This window comes from Aquimarina sp. AU119, from assembly GCF_900312735.1.
GTDB classification, from domain to species: domain Bacteria; phylum Bacteroidota; class Bacteroidia; order Flavobacteriales; family Flavobacteriaceae; genus Aquimarina; species Aquimarina algiphila.
Genome location: NZ_OMPF01000001.1, coordinates 76,300 through 93,815, shown reverse-complemented (window position 1 = coordinate 93,815; position 17,516 = coordinate 76,300). Strand labels below are relative to the sequence as shown.

The following is a 17,516-nucleotide window of genomic DNA, read 5'->3' as shown; positions in this document are numbered from 1 at the left end:
GAATTTCTACATTACAATAATAGGGATTTGCAGAGTTACAATACACATCTATAGTACAACAATGAGTGTCTACAATATTGCAGTAGGTATCTACATTATAAAAATGAACATCACAGTACTGCAATATGTGTCTGCATTATAAAAATGAGTATCTACAGTACAATGAGTCATATCTGCAGTACAGTAATATAAACCTGCATTGCAACAATACGTATCTACAATACAACAATTTTAATTATATAGCCCTCTTAAACGAAACGTAAAACTATAATCATCAGTCTGGTAACGATATTTGTCCAAAGGATATGCTCCCCATGAATTAATACCACCAACACCCATTTGTAAATGATCCAGACAAATAGAAATGTCATCTTCTTTTTTTAGATCATATTGATGCATACTTCCTCGTTGTTTCTGTGTTAGTGCTTCAGGACTATAAGGTAAAACACTAAAGCTAAAAGAAGATTCTCCCAAGATTTGTAGCTGAACTTTGTTGATATTTTGTAATATTAATCTCTTTGTATCTTCTCTATTTCCAGTTTCTTGCGGACTGATATATTGATGTGCCATATCTGTTATTTTTTTCTCATATAGCCCGATATGAGCAGCATATTTACGATCTACATAATTTTCAAAAGGACCTCGACCATACCACTGTACATGATCAAAAGCCTGTGGTGCTTTAAAATACAACCCAAGTCGTGGCAATTCTGGTAATTTGAGATCCCTTGTTTTAAAATCACAATGTATTTGAATAGTACCTTCGGAATCTATAGTATATATCATTTCAAAATTACATTGTACATCTTGTAGGTAGAGCTCAGTTTTAATAATTATTTGTGTTGATGATTGATGTTGGATTTCAAGGTGTTTTAATATTGTGTGCATTCCTGCATATCTCCATATTTTAGTTCGTTCTGGCATCTGATTCCCAAAATCATTATCATTAGGAGCTCTCCAGAAATTAGGTCGTATTGCTTCAGTAATACATTCGGTTCCCTTGTAGTTATAAGAATTTATGAACCCCGTAAGAGTGTGTATAGAGGTCTTGAAATTATCTCCTGTGATTACATATTCTTGTTTGTTTTTTAGAACAGAAAGACCACCATAATTTGGTTTTTTCAGATGTTCTATTTTAAGATCATCAAATAATAAAAATTGCTCTTTTGCAATTTCGTGGCCTATGGAGATAGAGCTGTCATTACCATAGTACAATGCTGCTAAGTTTAGAAAACAGGTTGTATTTGTAGAGGCATTAATTGTATTGTACTCTACATGAAATTGTTTTGACTTTCCGGGGGGTATATCTAACTTTTCAAAAACACCAGATTTTAATATTTTGTCCTGAGTCCAAACCTCCCATCGAATTTTAATATCAGAAAGTGAAATAAAATTAAAATCATTACTGATTTGGATATTACCTTTTTCAAGATCAATAGCTTTAAAATTAATGGGTTGGTAACATTTTTTTACTTCCCAAATAGCAGGATGAGGTTGACGATCAGGAAATAGTAACCCATTAATACAAAAATTACCGTCACTCGGTGTATTAGAAGACCCAAAATCACCGCCAAATTTCCAATATTTTTGGCCATCATCAGTATACCCTTCAATTCCTTGATCTACCCAATCCCAGATGAAACCACCTTGTAGGGCTTTATATTTATTGATTAAATCCCAATACTCCTTTAGGTTGCCTACGCTATTTCCCATAGCATGAGCATATTCACACATGATATATGGTCTTTTTGGTTTTTTTTGAGCATATGTTTCGACCTGCTTAATAGATGGATACATCGGACAAACAATATCAGTATTTTCTTCTTCACCAGCCTGTTCGAATTGTGTTGGTCTGGAATCATCCTTTGATTTAAGCCATTGATATGCTGCTTTAAAATTTGAACCATTTCCAGCTTCATTACCCAAAGACCATATAATAATCGAGGGATGGTTTTTGGTACGTTCAAACATTCGACGTACTCTATCCATGTGTGCTGCTTTCCATTCTGGTAAATTGCAAGGATGTATGGATTCGTCATAAGGGGTAGAATAATTAGAACCCATACCATGAGTTTCTATATTAGCTTCATCTACAACATATAGTCCATATTCATCACATAATTCATACCATCGAGCATCATTGGGATAATGACTATTACGCACAGCATTGATGTTATATTGTTTCATTAGTTTGATATCCTGTATCATACTTTCTTCAGAAACGATACGACCAGTTACTTCATCATGCTCATGGCGATTAACTCCTCGTACTGTAATTGCTTTTCCGTTAATGAGTAGTTGTGCATTTTTAATTTCTATTTTTCGAAATCCTACTTTGCATCCTACAATCTCCAGTATTTCATTATCTTGATCTAGCAGGGTCAATGACAATTGATATAGATTAGGAGTTTCTGCAGTCCATTTTTTTGGACAATGAAGAAATTCCTGAATGGTAAAAGATGCGTTTTCTGATACCGAAGTACATGAAATATTTTTGGAAAGTACGATTTCTCTATTTTCAGAATATAACTCACATTGTATGGTTCCATTCCAAAGGTGTTGTGTCAAATTCTGAAGTGAAATCTTAAGATCCAAAACTCCATCATTATAATCTGAAGTAAGGTTTCCGATGGCAAAAAAATCCTGGATATAAACCTGATCTCTTGAAAACAGATATACGTCTCGCTGAATACCACTTAAACGCCAAAAGTCCTGACACTCCAGATATGAGCCATCACACCAACGATATACTTCTACAGCAATGTTATTTTCTCCTGCTTTAAGGTGCTTGGTGATATTAAATTCAATCGGAGTCATAGAATCTTGATTATATCCTAACCATTCTCCATTAATCCAAAAGTGAGCTGCTGATTTTACAGACCCAAAATGAATAAATACTTGTCTATCTTTCCATTCACTAGGTATTATAAATGTCTTTTTATAAGAACCTACAGGATTATTATTATGAGGAATATGAGGAGGGTTTTTAGGAAATGGATAGCGATCGTTAACATAAATAGGAACCCCATATCCTTCTAATTCCCAATTTGCAGGCACTTTAATCTCTGCCCATGCAGAGGTGTCATATGTTTCTTCATAAAAACCTATTGGACGATTATCGGGAGTATCCACATATTTAAATTTCCACGCTCCATTGAGAGATAAATAGCATGAGGATTGTTCTTTTATATTTTGAAATAAAAATTTTGGATCATGATAAGGTATAAAGTTGGTATGAGGTGTTTCCTGACCAATATTAAAAACTTCAGGGTTTTCCCAGAAATGGCTACTATCAAAATTAATTCCTATTTTCATTTTATATTGCAGATAAGGTTATCATTCCAGAAATGGGGACTTTTATTGATGCCATACCTTTTTTAAAAGTATTTGTAGCATTTCCAATAAGGTTTCCTAGACAATCAAAAATTTTAGCATCATATGTGATGTGATCATGAATATGTTGTAGTATAATATCTTCTGAGGTTTTCGCATTAATAATGTCAATCATATTATGTTCACCTGATATTTCTATGATCAAATTGGCATGTACAGTAATAATTTGTTTTTCTTTTGAAGAAGCTTTAATCAATGGATAATTCTCTGAAGGCCCATTTGCTGTGAGATAACTGTCCAGCAATGTATCTCTATTTTTGATCCAATACTCGGTGTAAAAGTTGACCATTTGTTGATGAGTTGCTGAAATTTCATTTAATCTAACAGATATTTGCGGAACTGAAAATAATATATTCAGAAATTGTAAGGCAGCCAGTTCTACAGATTCTTCATAGTTCCACATAAACATATCTGAATGTACGGCTGTATTACCTGATAATAATCGTAAATCAATGACTCGTCGTCTGTTGGTTACGGCATCATTAGGGCAATCATGTGCTCTAAACATGTTACCACATTTTCGTAATACCGGACCAATATAATGTTGTCTGTACTCTATTAAAATATCGGGTTTTATAGCTGTTAAGGCTTTCATTACATCTGTCATCAATCGGTCAACAGCTGGACCAATAGCTGCATAATCTCTTCCGTTTTCGGTAGTTAAAACAGTATCTTTATAGGGAATAAAATGGTCAATAAAGTCTAATTTAAAGCCGTCCAAATCCCAATTTTTAAGTGCTTGTGCATAAGTATTCACCAGATAGTCTCTAATTTCGGGATACCTGGGGTCAAGAATAGCAGCTTGAAATTCTTCAGAGAAATGAAGAAATTTACCTTTAAACTGCTGAAAAGCTGTGGAATGTTTACCGAAAAAAGGTACCGAATACCAAAGCATTATTTTCATATTCAAATCATGAACTTCCTTCACAAAATTGGACATATCGGGAAAACGTTCTGGTAACCAGTCCCCCGTAAATGCGTAACCACGATTACTATCATTAGTTTGCCATCCATCATCTACAATAATTGTTTTATATCCTAATAAAGATGCTGTCCTGCACTCTTCTAATAAACTTTTGGTTGTAATATCCTGATGATAAGAATACCAAGTAGAGTACATAGGTAATTTGGCAATATCTGGCACAAACATGGGGGTGTACTCGGTCATGGAAGCCCACCACGAGCTGACTTTTCTTAGTGAATTTTCATAACGTTGTTTTCTATAATCAAGTAAAATACTTAGTTCGTATATGTTGAAATCAGGAACGGGATCTTTGAATAGAATCACATTACAATATATCCAACCATCTTCTTCTCGAAGTCCAGCACCTAACGATAATGTATGTATAGCATCTGAACAGGCAAACGTGTGTAGGTTTTCGTCATTATGCCCAAAAAGAGAAATAACGGGAGCCTCATATGCTGTGCGAGAAACGAGCATACGCTCGGCATCAAATTCAGCATATATACGTCTGTCACTTTCATAATTAGATAGCCATGTTCCTTTTAAATTAATGGCAGGAATTTTCCAGACTAGTTTTACTGGTTTTGTATTTTTAAGAGTTGAAGCTTGTAATTTTATTGTGACTTTAAATAACCCCTTTTCTAATTTCTGAACTTGATTTGATAATTCAAAAACAAAGGGTGTTGTTTTGGTGTATATAGATATACCATTATATGGAAGTTGATCTTTACCAATGTCCTGGAGAAAATCCCATCCTTTTGTTGTTAAGTTAGCCATATAGGATTGTTATTATAAGTTTATGTATTGAGATTAAGAAGCAACACCTAAAGGGGAAAAGAAAATATACGCTGCGATTACAATCAATACCAAAATAAAAGAAACAATATGTCTGTATTTCCAAGGTCTGATGTCTACTAATTTTTTGTCAATAGGTTGGTATGGTACTTTCATAGGATAGAATTTCCCAAAGAGCAACATAATTATAGTGCTGGTTACAAAGAGAATTGCCATGATATGCAAGAAATGTAAACCAGTATCAAATATTAATTGAGTAAGGGCATAACAGGTAATAAAAAATATCAAAGCTACTTTTGCTCCGATAGGAGGTACTTTTTTAGTTATAAATCCTACAAAAAGAATAGTGAAAATAGGTACACTAAAAAAACCTGCAACTTTCTGGATATAATCGAAAAAACCACCATCAACAAAAGCAATAAAAGGAGCGATAAACATAGCTGTCATTGCTAAAAATACTTGTAAATATTTACTTTTTTTTATTAAACTGACATCGGCAATCTCTTTGTTTTTATGCTTTAAATAAGGTTTGTATATATTAAGCATAAATAATGTACTTGAACTATTAAGTCCAGAATTAAAAGTGGTTAATGCTGCCCCAAAAATAATAGCTGCCATAAATCCGGTTAAATATTCTGGCATAACATCGCCAATTAATCTGGGATATATTTCTGCGGTATTTTCTATGTTAAAATAGATATGTAGAGCGATTAATCCAGGGATATTAAGCAAAATAGGGGAGATTACTTTTAGTACACTGGCTAAGGCAATACCTTTTTGACCTGCAGCGAGGTTTTTTGCTCCCAAGACACGTTGCATGATATATTGTTCGGTACCCCAATAATTAAGGTTTACTAATAGCATTCCTGTAAATAATGTGCTAAAAGGAACAGGAGAATCTGGTTTTCCTATGGCATTAAGATGTTCTGTGTTTTGTGTTAAAATCATATCAAGCCCTACAGAAAAACTACCATCTCCAATATATAGTAAACCAAAAAAAGGTACGAGTAACCCCCCAATTACTAATCCTATTCCATTAATGGCATCTGAGACTGCAATTGCCTTCAATCCCCCAAAAATTGCATAAATACTTCCTACAATCCCAATAGACCATACCAAAATCCATATGGTAGCCCAATTGCTTAAACCAAAAACCCCGGATAGATCAAACATACCATTAAAAGCAACTGCTCCTGCATATAATACAGGAGGCATCATATTTATAACATATCCTACAAGAAATATAATGGATATCCATTTTTTTATACTTGGGTCAAATCGATCTTCTAAAAAATCTGGAGTGGTTACAGACCCATTACGAAGATAAATAGGTAAAATGAATTCAGAAACAATAATAAGTGATAGGATAGAAGTCATTCCCCATGCCATTACTGCTACACTATCAATATATACCTGCTCATTTTCACCAATAAAATTATTGGCACTCATGTTAGTTAGAAAAAGAGACCCCCCAATTACAAACCATCCTAGACTCCTCCCTCCCAGAAAGTATCCATCTGAGGTATTGAGTGCTTCACCTTTTGTTTTTCGATAAGAAACATAAGCAACGAGTAGTGTAAAAAGTATAAAGGTAGTAACAGCGAGCATGAAGATGAACTTATAAATTAGTTAGAATGATCAAAAAGATAATTTCTACTTAAAACAAAAATAGAGTAGAATAGCATAGACTATCAAATTTAACTAAAAAAACTATTAATGTGAAATATACATGTGGTGATTTTTATATGTATTTGACTTTTAGAGAATTGCTTTGGTCTATTTTTTTAACAATTTTCTGAACTCATCGGTCTTTCCTTGAAAAATATCGTAATCTACACTGCCTTTAATACCTTCTATTTTTTCACTATCCGTTCTTTGCCAAAAAGTCCATCCTTTATTTTTCCATGTTTCAGGAACCTTCGGGGATTTTTTAGTGTATTCTGCTACCCACAATTTATATTTGGCAAAATCAGGATGATTAAGATATGCATCTCCAAAAGAAGGGTCACAATATATAATAGGAATAACGCCTAATTTCTCTTCTACAATTGTTAACCATTTCAATGTGTTTTTTTGATACGTTTCTTTGGTTACCGAAGTTTTAATACCACCTTGCTCAAGATCTAAGACAGGAGGTAAGTCACCAGAAACTAGTTTATCGACAGCTGCTATGAAATTTTGAGCTTGCTGCTCTGGGTTAGTGCCAGTTTCATAAAAATGATATGCACCTCTATAGATACAGTTGTTAATTGCAGCAGCGTGATTTTTCTTAAATTTTGGATCTTTAAAGTGTGCGCCTTCAGAAGCTTTAATATACACAAAATTAACTCCATCTTCTTTAATGTCATCCCAATCTATATCATTTTGAAAATGAGAAATATCCATACCCAAAATAGATGGATCTTTTTCAAGCCTTTCATTTTCAGAGTTACAAGGGGTATTTTTATTGGTAGTCGTATAGGAAAAAAAGAATAGTATTAAGATACTGTTTATGATAGAGAGAGTTTTCATATGTGTTAGGTTAAGAGTGGTTTGTATTAAAAGCTATAAGGCAGAGCATCTTTGGTTAAAGTCCATGGTAAGGCTTTAGTAAAGTTGTTATTTTTTTGTGATTTTAAATTTATAAATTTTTTAAAAGAATGCCTATAAGTATCTCCACGTAATTGATACGCACTATAAAGTAATATCTACTCATCTTAATATCAGTATAAATTTTTATATTGGTTACTCAATAAGAACCGATACATTATGGATAGTATATCAACAATTGTTTTAGCATCATCACTGATTATTATAATGCTTGGAATGGGTTTATCTCTAGTGGTTGATGATTTTAAAAGAATTTTTACCTATCCTAAAGCTATTGCAGTAGGGCTAACGAATCAAATTATTCTTCTTCCTATCTTGGGGTTTGCTTTGGCATCTTTATTTCCTTTACAGCCAGAGGTTGCTATAGGAATTATGATTTTGGCAGCTTGTCCTGGCGGTCCTACATCAAATTTAATATCTCACTTAGCCAAAGGAGATATTGCATTATCAGTTACATTAACGGCAATAAGTAGTTTTGTTACTATTTTAACGATACCTTTTATTATAAATTTTGCATTACTACATTTTCTGGATGAAGGACAAATGATTAAACTGGATATTATTAATACTATCATTCAGATTTTGGTCATAACCATTATTCCGGTTAGTATTGGTATGATTATTAGAAAATACAATGAAGGGTTTGCTTTAAGGATGGCAAAACCTGTACGGATTGCTTCTGGCGTTGTATTAGCATTGGTTATTGTTGGAATTACTATTAAAGAAAAAGATAATTTCGTTTCTTATTTTGATCAAGCAGGTACTGTGGCATTATGTTTAAATGTTTTAACCATGGTAGTTGGGTATTATTCTGCCAGGCTATTTAAGATTACAAATAAAAGTGCCATTTCAATTTCAATTGAATCGGGAATTCAAAACGGAACTCTGGCAATTACTATAGCCATAGTTTTATTAGAGAATACTTCATTTGCCATTGCCCCTGCAGTATATAGTTTGTTAATGTTCTTCACAGGAGGTATTGCTGTTTATTTTGGAATTAAAAAAAGTAAAAGACAAGATGTTAATGAGTGAGATTCCTGAAAAAAGTATAAAAAAAAGCGTTCAATTTCTTGAACGCTTTTTTTAAATCTATATCTTATTGAATTGGAATTATTTACTTTTTGATACCTGGTATTCCTTTAGGTTTTTTGGTTTGCCAATGAAAAATTTCTGCTTTTTGTTCTTTTGGCCAAACTTCATCCAGAGTGTCAGCATTGTATACCCTACCATTTTTAATTACATGAGTAAGCGTATTCGTATTGCGTATGTTTTCTAATGGATTCTTTGAAAGAATCAGGATGTCAGCTAGTTTTCCTTTTTCCAGACTTCCTAAATCGGTATCTAATCCTAAAGCTTCGGCACCGAGTGCCGTGGCTACCTTAAGAGCATCATGATTTTTCATTCCTCCGCTCTGGACAGACCACAACTCCCAATGAAAACCTAGACCTTGGAGTTGTCCATGACTCCCTACACCAGCCAATCCACCAGCTTCGACCAGATCTTTCATGAATTCTGCATGTTTTTTAAAAATATGTTCTTCGTCCATGAACCAACCGGGTCTTCTTCTAGACTTTTGCGCTAATTCTTCGTATGGAGTAAAATATTGTATTTTTTGATCTCCCCAAACATTTTCACGAGAGTAATAATAATTTTCTGCCCAAGGTCCACCATAGGATACTAATAATGTTGGTGTGACTGCCATTTTTGAATCTGCAATTGTTTTTACTACATCTTTATAAATCGGATAAATGGGTAATGAGTGTTCATGGCCAGGATATCCATCTAATAATTGAGTCATATTTAACTTAAAGTCTAAACCTCCTTCGGTAGTTGGCATTAACTTTAATTCTTTGGCAGCCATCATAATCCATTGTCTTTGTTTGCGATTACCTACCAGGTACATTTTAATACTTTTGGTATTATAGTATTCACTATATTGTTTTAGTACCTCCTTGGCATGGTCCAAACTTTCTATTTTATATTTCCAATACCCAACACCGGGACCAGTGCTATATACTCGAGGGCCGTGAATCATCCCTGATTCTACCATGTCCGAATACGTGAGTACATCTGTTGTACCTGTCTGAGGGTCCCTTGTTGTAGTTACACCATAGGCTAGATTAGCAGAGTACATCCAGACTTGATTTTTATGTACACCCCAATATGGCCACATATGTGCATGGGTATCTATAAATCCTGGTATTAGTGTTTTGCCAGAAACATCAATGATTTTGGTATCCCCTGATACGGTTAAACTTCCAGACGTGCCAATAGCTTTAATTCTGTTGTTTTCTATAAGAATATCTCCGTTATCAATGACTTCATTTCCGTTCATAGTTATGATACGCCCTCCTTTTAAAAGTAAGGTGCCTTTTGGAATATCCTTCTCATAGTTTACTTTTATTTTAAATTCTTTTGCTTCAAATTTTGGATCCTTCTTTTTGTCTTTATCTTCTTTGCTATCATTTTTATCAGTTTTTGTAGAATCTGATTTTTTTTCGGCTTTTTTAAGTTCTTCTTCCTTTTTTTTGGCAGCCACCAAGCTATCATTGAACTTTTTTCCTGCTTCAACATCATATCTAAAATGACTAGCTCCTAAAGACCAGTGTACTTTTTTACTGTCTGAGGACCAAACAGGAAATTCTCCTCCTATTATTGTTAGTTTCATCGCAGGGAATGCAGCACCATCTGCTTTTGCTAATGAAATTGAAGGTGTTTTCCCATATCGAGGAATAAGCACAGTATAGATGTCGTTATTAATTAGTGCCAGTGCAGTTTTTCCGTCAGGCGAAATTTGTATTTCTGATGGTTTAGAAGCTTTACTTTTATCACGCCATCCTTCTTCTGATGAAGGTAATGCATTTGCACTCATAGCATCGTGATGATCTTTCCCAAAAATATCCTGAGAGCCATATGTGGTGATTCCGGTTAATTTTAAATGTTCTTTTTCATCAGATCCGTCCCAACGAATAGAGATTAACCCTTTTTCATTATGATTTAAATATATGCGGTTATCTATTTTGGTAAAATGAGGATCTTGCCTTCCTTTGGTTTTATCAATAAAATTAATGACACCTCCATTACTATCTATCCATACTAAATCTTCCTGAGCCCGACTTGAAAATGGATTAAATGCATCATCATAAGTTTGTGCTGATCCCCTGTGAAATGCAATTCGGTTTGCAGAATATGACCAGGAGGGGTTGGTATAAATACCAGGCTCTCTTGTCAATTGAGTAGGTTGCGCACGACCATCAACATTAATTTTGAATAAATGACCTCCTCCTTTTTTCCAAGTGGTGAAAACAATGTGTTTCCCGTCTGGAGACCATGTAGGCTGTGCCTCTGTATAATTATTTGTGGTCAAACGTCTGGGAGTACCATTGGGTAAATTCATTACATACAATCTATTTAAAGCAGTAAATGCAAGTCTGGAACCATCTGGAGAAGGCTTAGCGTCACGTATTTGAGTAACTAAGGCACTTTTGTTATCTTTAATAGGATATTTGAAAGCTAACTGAGGCCCTAAGTCAAGTTTGACATCAACTTGAAAAGGAATTTCTTTGGCTGTATTATTAGCCAAAGAGATAGAGTATATTTTTCCGCCATATGAAGTAACGAGATTTTTATTGTCAGGAGTAAAAGACATTGCAGGTAACACTCCTAATGGAGCTATGGATTCTTGTTCATCACGTTGAACGGGGTATGCTAACCAGCGTTCTTCTCCTGTTTTTAAATTGCGTAATACCAATCCAGTTTCCTGCTCAAAACGTGTACCATATACTAACCAATTTCCATCATTAGATAAAGTGGGAGTAAAAGCAGAACCATATCTGGAGGTTACCACCGCCATATCACCATCTTCCATGTCGTAAGTTCCAATTTGATATTGTGGTAACTGGGCATTATAGTTCCAGGAACCTTTACGTCTAGAAAAATAAAGCAATTTTCCATCTGCGCTAAAGGCAGGATCAATAGCTTTTATATCTTTTGGTTTTTCAAACAATTGACTTCCGGAGCCACCTTCTTTATGGTAAATATGAAGTTTAATATTTCTTCGCCCTTTACCGCCTACAATATACTCTCCATCTGGAGTCCATTCTGCAGAAAAGAAATTATGCTTTTCTTCTTTAGTGATCTGTTTATCTTCTTTGGACGTAAGATCTAAAGTCCAAATATTATCAGAACCACTTTTGTCAGAGATGAAAACTAATGATTTACCATCAGGACTATATCTGGGATGCACGTCATAGGACATCCCACTAGTAACTTGGTTTGCTTTACCACCGGTAATGGGAATGGTGTAAATATCACCCATAAGATCAAATACGATAGTTTTTCCATCGGGACTCACATCTAAAGAAATCCATGTTCCCTTGTTTGTGGTAAATGATATGGTACGGGTAGGCTCCAAAGGAAGTTCTTTAGTAGCCTTTTTTATAGTATCCTTTTCTTTTTTTTTGTTTTGAGAAATGCCGATAAAAGTGCTTAAAAATAGAAATAGAGAAGTAACTCTAAGAAAGATGTGCGATTTCATTGATTGAGAATGTTGAATTTATTTGAATAAGTAAATATAGATAATAAACTAATGCGCTGTATTTCTGCTTTAACGTTGACTATCATAAAGTTTTGTTATATATAATATCATGCTTTGTATTTTTCTTTGAGCTAAAATTTTAAAAATATCTAATTTACTGTAACAGTCATTTATGAGATGTGTCTAAACCAAAAAAACAAAGACACTATGTGTAAAACAAGATTAATTCTAACAATGGTCATAGCAATTTCTATGACTATAATTACTAAAGCTCAAAACAAAAATGACATGGAACAAACAAATTTTACTGTAGAACAAAAAAATGTATTAAATGCAATCAAAAACATGACAGCTGCATTTCATAATAAAGATATAGAAGGTGTGATGTCTAGTTATGAATCAGAAGCTCTAATTGTTTTTGAGCCAGAACAGCCTGTTTCGGATCCTTCGGTTATTAGACAGATGTTTCAGGGGGCATTTACATTGAATCCCAAATTTGAATATGATGGACATGAAGTATTTATTAATGGAGATACTGCGATTCATTTTTCTCCCTGGGAGATGAAGGGAAGAACACCTGATGGGAAAGAAGTTGTACAAACTGGTTTATCTGTAGCGGTATTAAGAAAACAACCTAATGGAGATTGGTTAATGGTTTTTGATAATCCTCATGGACAGTTTCTAATGAATAAAAAATAAAGTTTTAATGATTATATTATAGCCTAAGTGATTCATCTTAGGCTATATCCCTTTATTGAAAAACAAATATTATGAATGATAACAAAAAGCATGATCAAGATTACTTCCTTATTGAAAAATCTATCAATGGAGATAAAGTGGCTTTAGAAAAACTCATCAAGAAGCATCAGGATTGGATTTACAATGTTGCTTTGACTTTTATTGGAGATAGAGAAGAAGCTTTAGATATAATGCAGGAAGTTTTGATAAAAGTAATTACAAATCTTTCATCTTTTCAGAGAAAAAGTGCGTTTAGAACTTGGCTTTTTAGAATAACTAAGAATCATTTTCTTAATATAAAAAGAGGAAAACATGAGAGAAATACATTGACTTTTGAACAATTCGGACAAGGGATTGACAATTTACCTGATGAATCATTAAATAATTACTCTTATGCTACAGAAAATAAACTACTAATAAAAGAAGCAAAAATAAGCTGTATGAAAGGCATGCTTCTCTGTCTGGACCGCGAACAACGAATGATTTTTATTATAGGAGAGTTGTTTGAATTTTCAGATAGAGTTGGAAGTGAAATTATGGAAATATCTAAAGTAAATTTTAGAGTGAAGTTACATCGCGCAAAAGAACAATTATATAATTTTATGAATAATAAATGCGGATTGATCAATAAAAATAACCCTTGCCGATGTGCAAGAAAAACAGCAGGGTTTATAAAAATGGGATTTGTTGATCCGGTTAACCTACATTTTCAGAAAAATACAATTAACAGTATCAACAAAATAGTCGAAAAAAAAGTCGAACGTTATAAAGATGAAGTTGTCTCTGAATATCAAAAAATATATCAAGAACACCCTTTTTTGAAAACACCAACAGATGTACTAAGTGTAAAAAAACTATTATCAACTAAAGCGGTTAGGCAAACTTTTAATTTTGAATAAATGTTAAATAAGTGTAACACCTTGATGAATTTATCATCTTTACATCTGTAGATGTAATAAAAAATATTTCTATGAGGTTATTAACAACGATTATTCTAAGTTTTGGTTTTGTATTTATTTCCTATTCACAAAAAGCTAATGTTAAAGAATGGATAGAAGATATTGATTTCTATCAAAAAACATTGCAGGAAAAACATATTGATATATATCATACAATAAGCAAAAAAGATTTTGATATCGAAATACAAAAAATCAAAGATCAAATTTCTGATTTGACACATTTTCAAGTAATTGTTGAACTTATGAAATTGACTCGAAGAATTGGAAATGGTCAAAGTGATGGGCATACGGCTATGCCACTTTGGGATACTAAACGACATAAATACCCTCTAGAATTATTTGACTTTGGAAATGAATTAAGAGTGCTAAAGACAAGCAAAAAATATCAACATTTATTGGGAAAGAAACTCATACGCATAAATAAAACTGATATAGAAGAGGTTGTAAAGAAAACTTCTGCAATAGCTCCATTTGTAGAAAACAAACAATCCTTAATGCAGAGAACCTGTAGTTATATTATGGTTTCAGAAATTCTTCATGCATTTAACGTCACAAAAGATCTTAAAAAAGCATCATTTGTGTTTGCTGATGATATTGATAAACTTGAAACAATAGATATAGAAGCTATTCCTAGTGAAAAGATGACAGAAGCACTTACAGAGGTAATATCTTTTAAGAATCCTAAGGTGAATCGACCTACTTCTGCCAAAATGGAAAATCTTTGGTTTACTCTTTTGGAAGATAAAAAAACAGTGTATATAAAATTCAGAAGATATCCACCTTATGATGAAATGCAGGCATTTTCAGAAAATATATTGGACTTTATAAATAGTAGTTCTGCTGAAAATTTAATTATTGATGTAAGAGAGAATTATGGCGGAAATACTTTTCTTGGATTAAAACTTGCAGAGTATTTAATCATAGCAGAATCTATTAATTGGACATCTGGTGTTTATACTTTGACTGATCGATTTACATATTCTGCAGCAATGGCCAATGCAGTGCAGTTTAGACAAATTCTGAATGCCAAAATTGTAGGAGAACCTACTGGAGGTAACCCATATAGTTATCAGGATTTGGGTCAATTTAAACTTCCTAATTCTAATTTGATAGTTACATATTCAAAGCATCTATTTCGTTTTCAGGAAAAAAATACTGCTGGAGTACAACCAGATGTGTTATTCACTCCTAAATGGAACAACTATAAAAATGGAGTAGATGAGGTTATGGATTGGGTACTTAAGGATATAAATAAAAGAAACACAACCAACAAAAAGTAACAATTAGGAATTTATAATATTTTAAAATAAAGAATACTATGGAATTTGTAAAAAAATAGTCTTGTTGTTTTAGTATGTGAAAAAGCAGCCTAAAAATAATTTCAGACCGTTTTTATATAAGCCATTTGCTTTATTCTTTAAATGAAGATATTAAAGCAGATTTTATAGAGCAGTTTGAGGTTTTTTTCTATAATGTATCATCTTTAGGTATTTAAAAAAACGCGAATTAGGTCGATCTACTACGATTACAAACAATGGAATTAATGCATGAGGTAGCCTGATAATCACTTCCCATGTCCATTGACTAAAAGTATTCCCTAGAAAATCAACATGAAAATGTCCGGTCAAACGAGCTATAGCGGTTAACCCTCCCCATATAAAAGCATACAACAATGAAGGATAGGATAATCTTGGGATGAAAATTGTAATAGCAATTAGAAAGTCAATAATACCAGCAATTTTAAGCATTGCATGAGCACTGGGTTCACTAATAGGTAATGTATTAATTGTCATATCAACAAAACTCCCTGGTCTGGGGTAATATCCTATGGCATACAATCCATGACAACTAAATGTAAGTGCTATTGCGATAAGTGCGATCATACGTATTTTTTTAACCTCTATAGAAGTAAACACTGCCATATAAAGTAATACCGGACTCAAAAATTGAATTGTATATTCAAACAATTGGCCAACATGAAAAAATTTCTCTTTACAATACAATACAGCCAAAATAAAAAGACCTATACTACCTCCTAATAAAAAAAGTTTACCAACTTTTTTCATGCCTGGCTTTATTAGTAGGGTAACGACAGCACATAGGAGGTAAAAGACTCCTATGATCTTTATGGATAAAGAAATAGAACTTGCCGCCGAAAGACTGGTAACATACTCATTCCATGATACTCCAAAAACACTTTCGACAAAGCCTTTTAAGATGGCTTCATCCCACAAAAATGTTCGATAAGGAGGATCCCATACCATATGTTGATATGCTCTTCCTAAGAAAATTAAGAAAGTAGATGCTTTTAAAATCGTAATTATTTTTTGTTGTAGGTTAGATGATTGTGTCATTGGTTTGTGTGCTGGTTAATAAAATTAAATATAAAAAAAATCTGAATATTTTTGCTGGATTTGATATTAACTAATCTTAATTTTAGAAGTGTATCATAGTTAATCTCAAACAAGATTTTTTTAGTTCTTAAATACTATGTTTTAATGTTTAGGAGTTGTAGAAGTGTGTCAATGCGAAGAGGCTATAATTTAGGATGGTTAGTTTGCTCAAAGATATTTACTTATTATGATCTGATATCCTAAATTAATCAATAGACTAGTTGATAAATATCAATTGTTAAATTGATTGTTTTAAAGGGTGATATTAAAGAAAAGTTAATTGTTTAAGTTAATTTATCATAATAATTCCTTAATTTTAAGAGAACATTAAAATTTATTTAAATATAGTACGTTAACGTACAGACATGTTTTAATTGCTTTACCCCATGATCAATATCCTTTTCCCCCATAAGCGATATTCTTTTGTTAATGAATCTTTTTTACAAAATTTTCCAGACGAAGTGATGGCTAAGTTTGAAGAAAGTAAAACTGTTCTTAATCTTAAAAAGGGGCAGGTTTTATTCCACGAGGCCTCAATTCCTACAGGAGTATATATTCTAAAAACAGGTAAAGTAAAAAAATATGCTACAGGATTAAATGGAAAAGAACATATTTTTCATTTGGTTAAAGAAAATGGAATTTTAGGTCATCATAATTTGTTATGTGAAGAGATGTATTCTCATTCTGCAGGTTGTTTGACAGATTGTTCCTTCTTTTTGATTCCTAAAAACATTTTTCTTTCTATCATAAAGGATAATCGTCATATGATGGATTGTTTATTAAAAAATATTAGCCATGAGTTTGGAGTATTTGTAAATAATTCTAAAATTATGGCTCAGTATAATGTTAGAGAAAGAACAGCATTGTCCATTATAAAGTTGGAAGAATTCTTTGATGATAATAATAGCTTTAAATTATCTAGAAGAGATCATAGTAATATTGTAGGAACATCGATCGAATCTTTAGTTAGAGTTTTACATGACTTAAAAGAAGAAGAAGCGATTGAAATTAAGGAAAGTACAATAACGGTTAAAGACATGAAAAAATTAATTGCAATAATTAATGTTATATAAACACAATAAGAGTGTAATAAAAGTTACTCAAAATATTCTTCAAAAAAAGGAAGCGATTTGGATAATTTTCTTTCA

Annotated in this window: 11 protein-coding genes; 5 read left to right on the top strand and 6 right to left on the bottom strand. The window is 32.8% G+C overall.

What is annotated here, in order from left to right; translation table 11 throughout:
* Window positions 1-231: 231 nt before the first annotated feature.
* The 4 genes from DK442_RS00365 to DK442_RS00350 all read right to left on the bottom strand — a co-directional run bounded on the left by DK442_RS00365 (window position 232) and on the right by DK442_RS00350 (window position 7,663).
* On the bottom strand, window positions 232-3,315 hold the full coding sequence (locus tag DK442_RS00365) for a glycoside hydrolase family 2 TIM barrel-domain containing protein (RefSeq protein ID WP_109433859.1): 3,084 nt from the start codon (window positions 3,313-3,315) through the stop codon (window positions 232-234).
* Between the two features lies 1 nt (window position 3,316).
* Window positions 3,317-5,134 carry a glycoside hydrolase family 36 protein gene (locus tag DK442_RS00360; RefSeq protein ID WP_109433858.1) on the bottom strand — a complete coding sequence of 606 codons (1,818 nt, stop codon included), beginning with the start codon at window positions 5,132-5,134 and terminating at the stop codon, window positions 3,317-3,319.
* A 33-nt stretch (window positions 5,135-5,167) separates the two neighbouring features.
* Window positions 5,168-6,760, bottom strand: a complete 1,593-nt coding sequence (locus DK442_RS00355) for a solute:sodium symporter family transporter (protein ID WP_109433857.1) — start codon at window positions 6,758-6,760, stop codon at window positions 5,168-5,170.
* A gap of 168 nt (window positions 6,761-6,928) precedes the next feature.
* Window positions 6,929-7,663: a glycoside hydrolase family 25 protein gene (locus DK442_RS00350; protein WP_109433856.1), complete on the bottom strand. Its 735-nt coding sequence runs from the start codon at window positions 7,661-7,663 to the stop codon at window positions 6,929-6,931.
* 237 nt (window positions 7,664-7,900) lie between these two features.
* Here DK442_RS00350 and DK442_RS00345 point away from each other — a divergent pair, with 237 nt between their 5' ends.
* Window positions 7,901-8,773, top strand: a complete 873-nt coding sequence (locus DK442_RS00345) for a bile acid:sodium symporter family protein (RefSeq protein ID WP_109433855.1) — start codon at window positions 7,901-7,903, stop codon at window positions 8,771-8,773.
* Window positions 8,774-8,855: 82 nt separating this feature from the next.
* On the opposite strand, the gene DK442_RS00340 is transcribed toward DK442_RS00345, so the two are convergent.
* Window positions 8,856-12,278: an amidohydrolase family protein gene (locus DK442_RS00340; RefSeq protein ID WP_109433854.1), complete on the bottom strand. Its 3,423-nt coding sequence runs from the start codon at window positions 12,276-12,278 to the stop codon at window positions 8,856-8,858.
* Between the two features lie 207 nt (window positions 12,279-12,485).
* Here DK442_RS00340 and DK442_RS00335 point away from each other — a divergent pair, with 207 nt between their 5' ends.
* The 3 genes from DK442_RS00335 (at window position 12,486) to DK442_RS00325 (ending at window position 15,255) form a co-directional block, all read left to right on the top strand.
* Window positions 12,486-12,977, top strand: a complete 492-nt coding sequence (locus DK442_RS00335) for a DUF4440 domain-containing protein (RefSeq protein WP_160113993.1) — start codon at window positions 12,486-12,488, stop codon at window positions 12,975-12,977.
* A gap of 71 nt (window positions 12,978-13,048) precedes the next feature.
* Complete coding sequence (locus DK442_RS00330; RefSeq protein WP_109433852.1) at window positions 13,049-13,915, top strand: RNA polymerase sigma factor; 867 nt, start codon at window positions 13,049-13,051, stop codon at window positions 13,913-13,915.
* A 71-nt stretch (window positions 13,916-13,986) separates the two neighbouring features.
* Complete coding sequence (locus DK442_RS00325; RefSeq protein WP_109433851.1) at window positions 13,987-15,255, top strand: S41 family peptidase; 1,269 nt, start codon at window positions 13,987-13,989, stop codon at window positions 15,253-15,255.
* Between the two features lie 162 nt (window positions 15,256-15,417).
* On the opposite strand, the gene DK442_RS00320 is transcribed toward DK442_RS00325, so the two are convergent.
* On the bottom strand, window positions 15,418-16,329 hold the full coding sequence (locus DK442_RS00320; RefSeq protein ID WP_109433850.1) for a hypothetical protein: 912 nt from the start codon (window positions 16,327-16,329) through the stop codon (window positions 15,418-15,420).
* 425 nt (window positions 16,330-16,754) lie between these two features.
* Here DK442_RS00320 and DK442_RS00315 point away from each other — a divergent pair, with 425 nt between their 5' ends.
* Entirely contained in the window at window positions 16,755-17,441 is a 687-nt protein-coding gene (locus DK442_RS00315) for a Crp/Fnr family transcriptional regulator (protein ID WP_109433849.1), read from the top strand.
* Window positions 17,442-17,516: the final 75 nt, after the last annotated feature.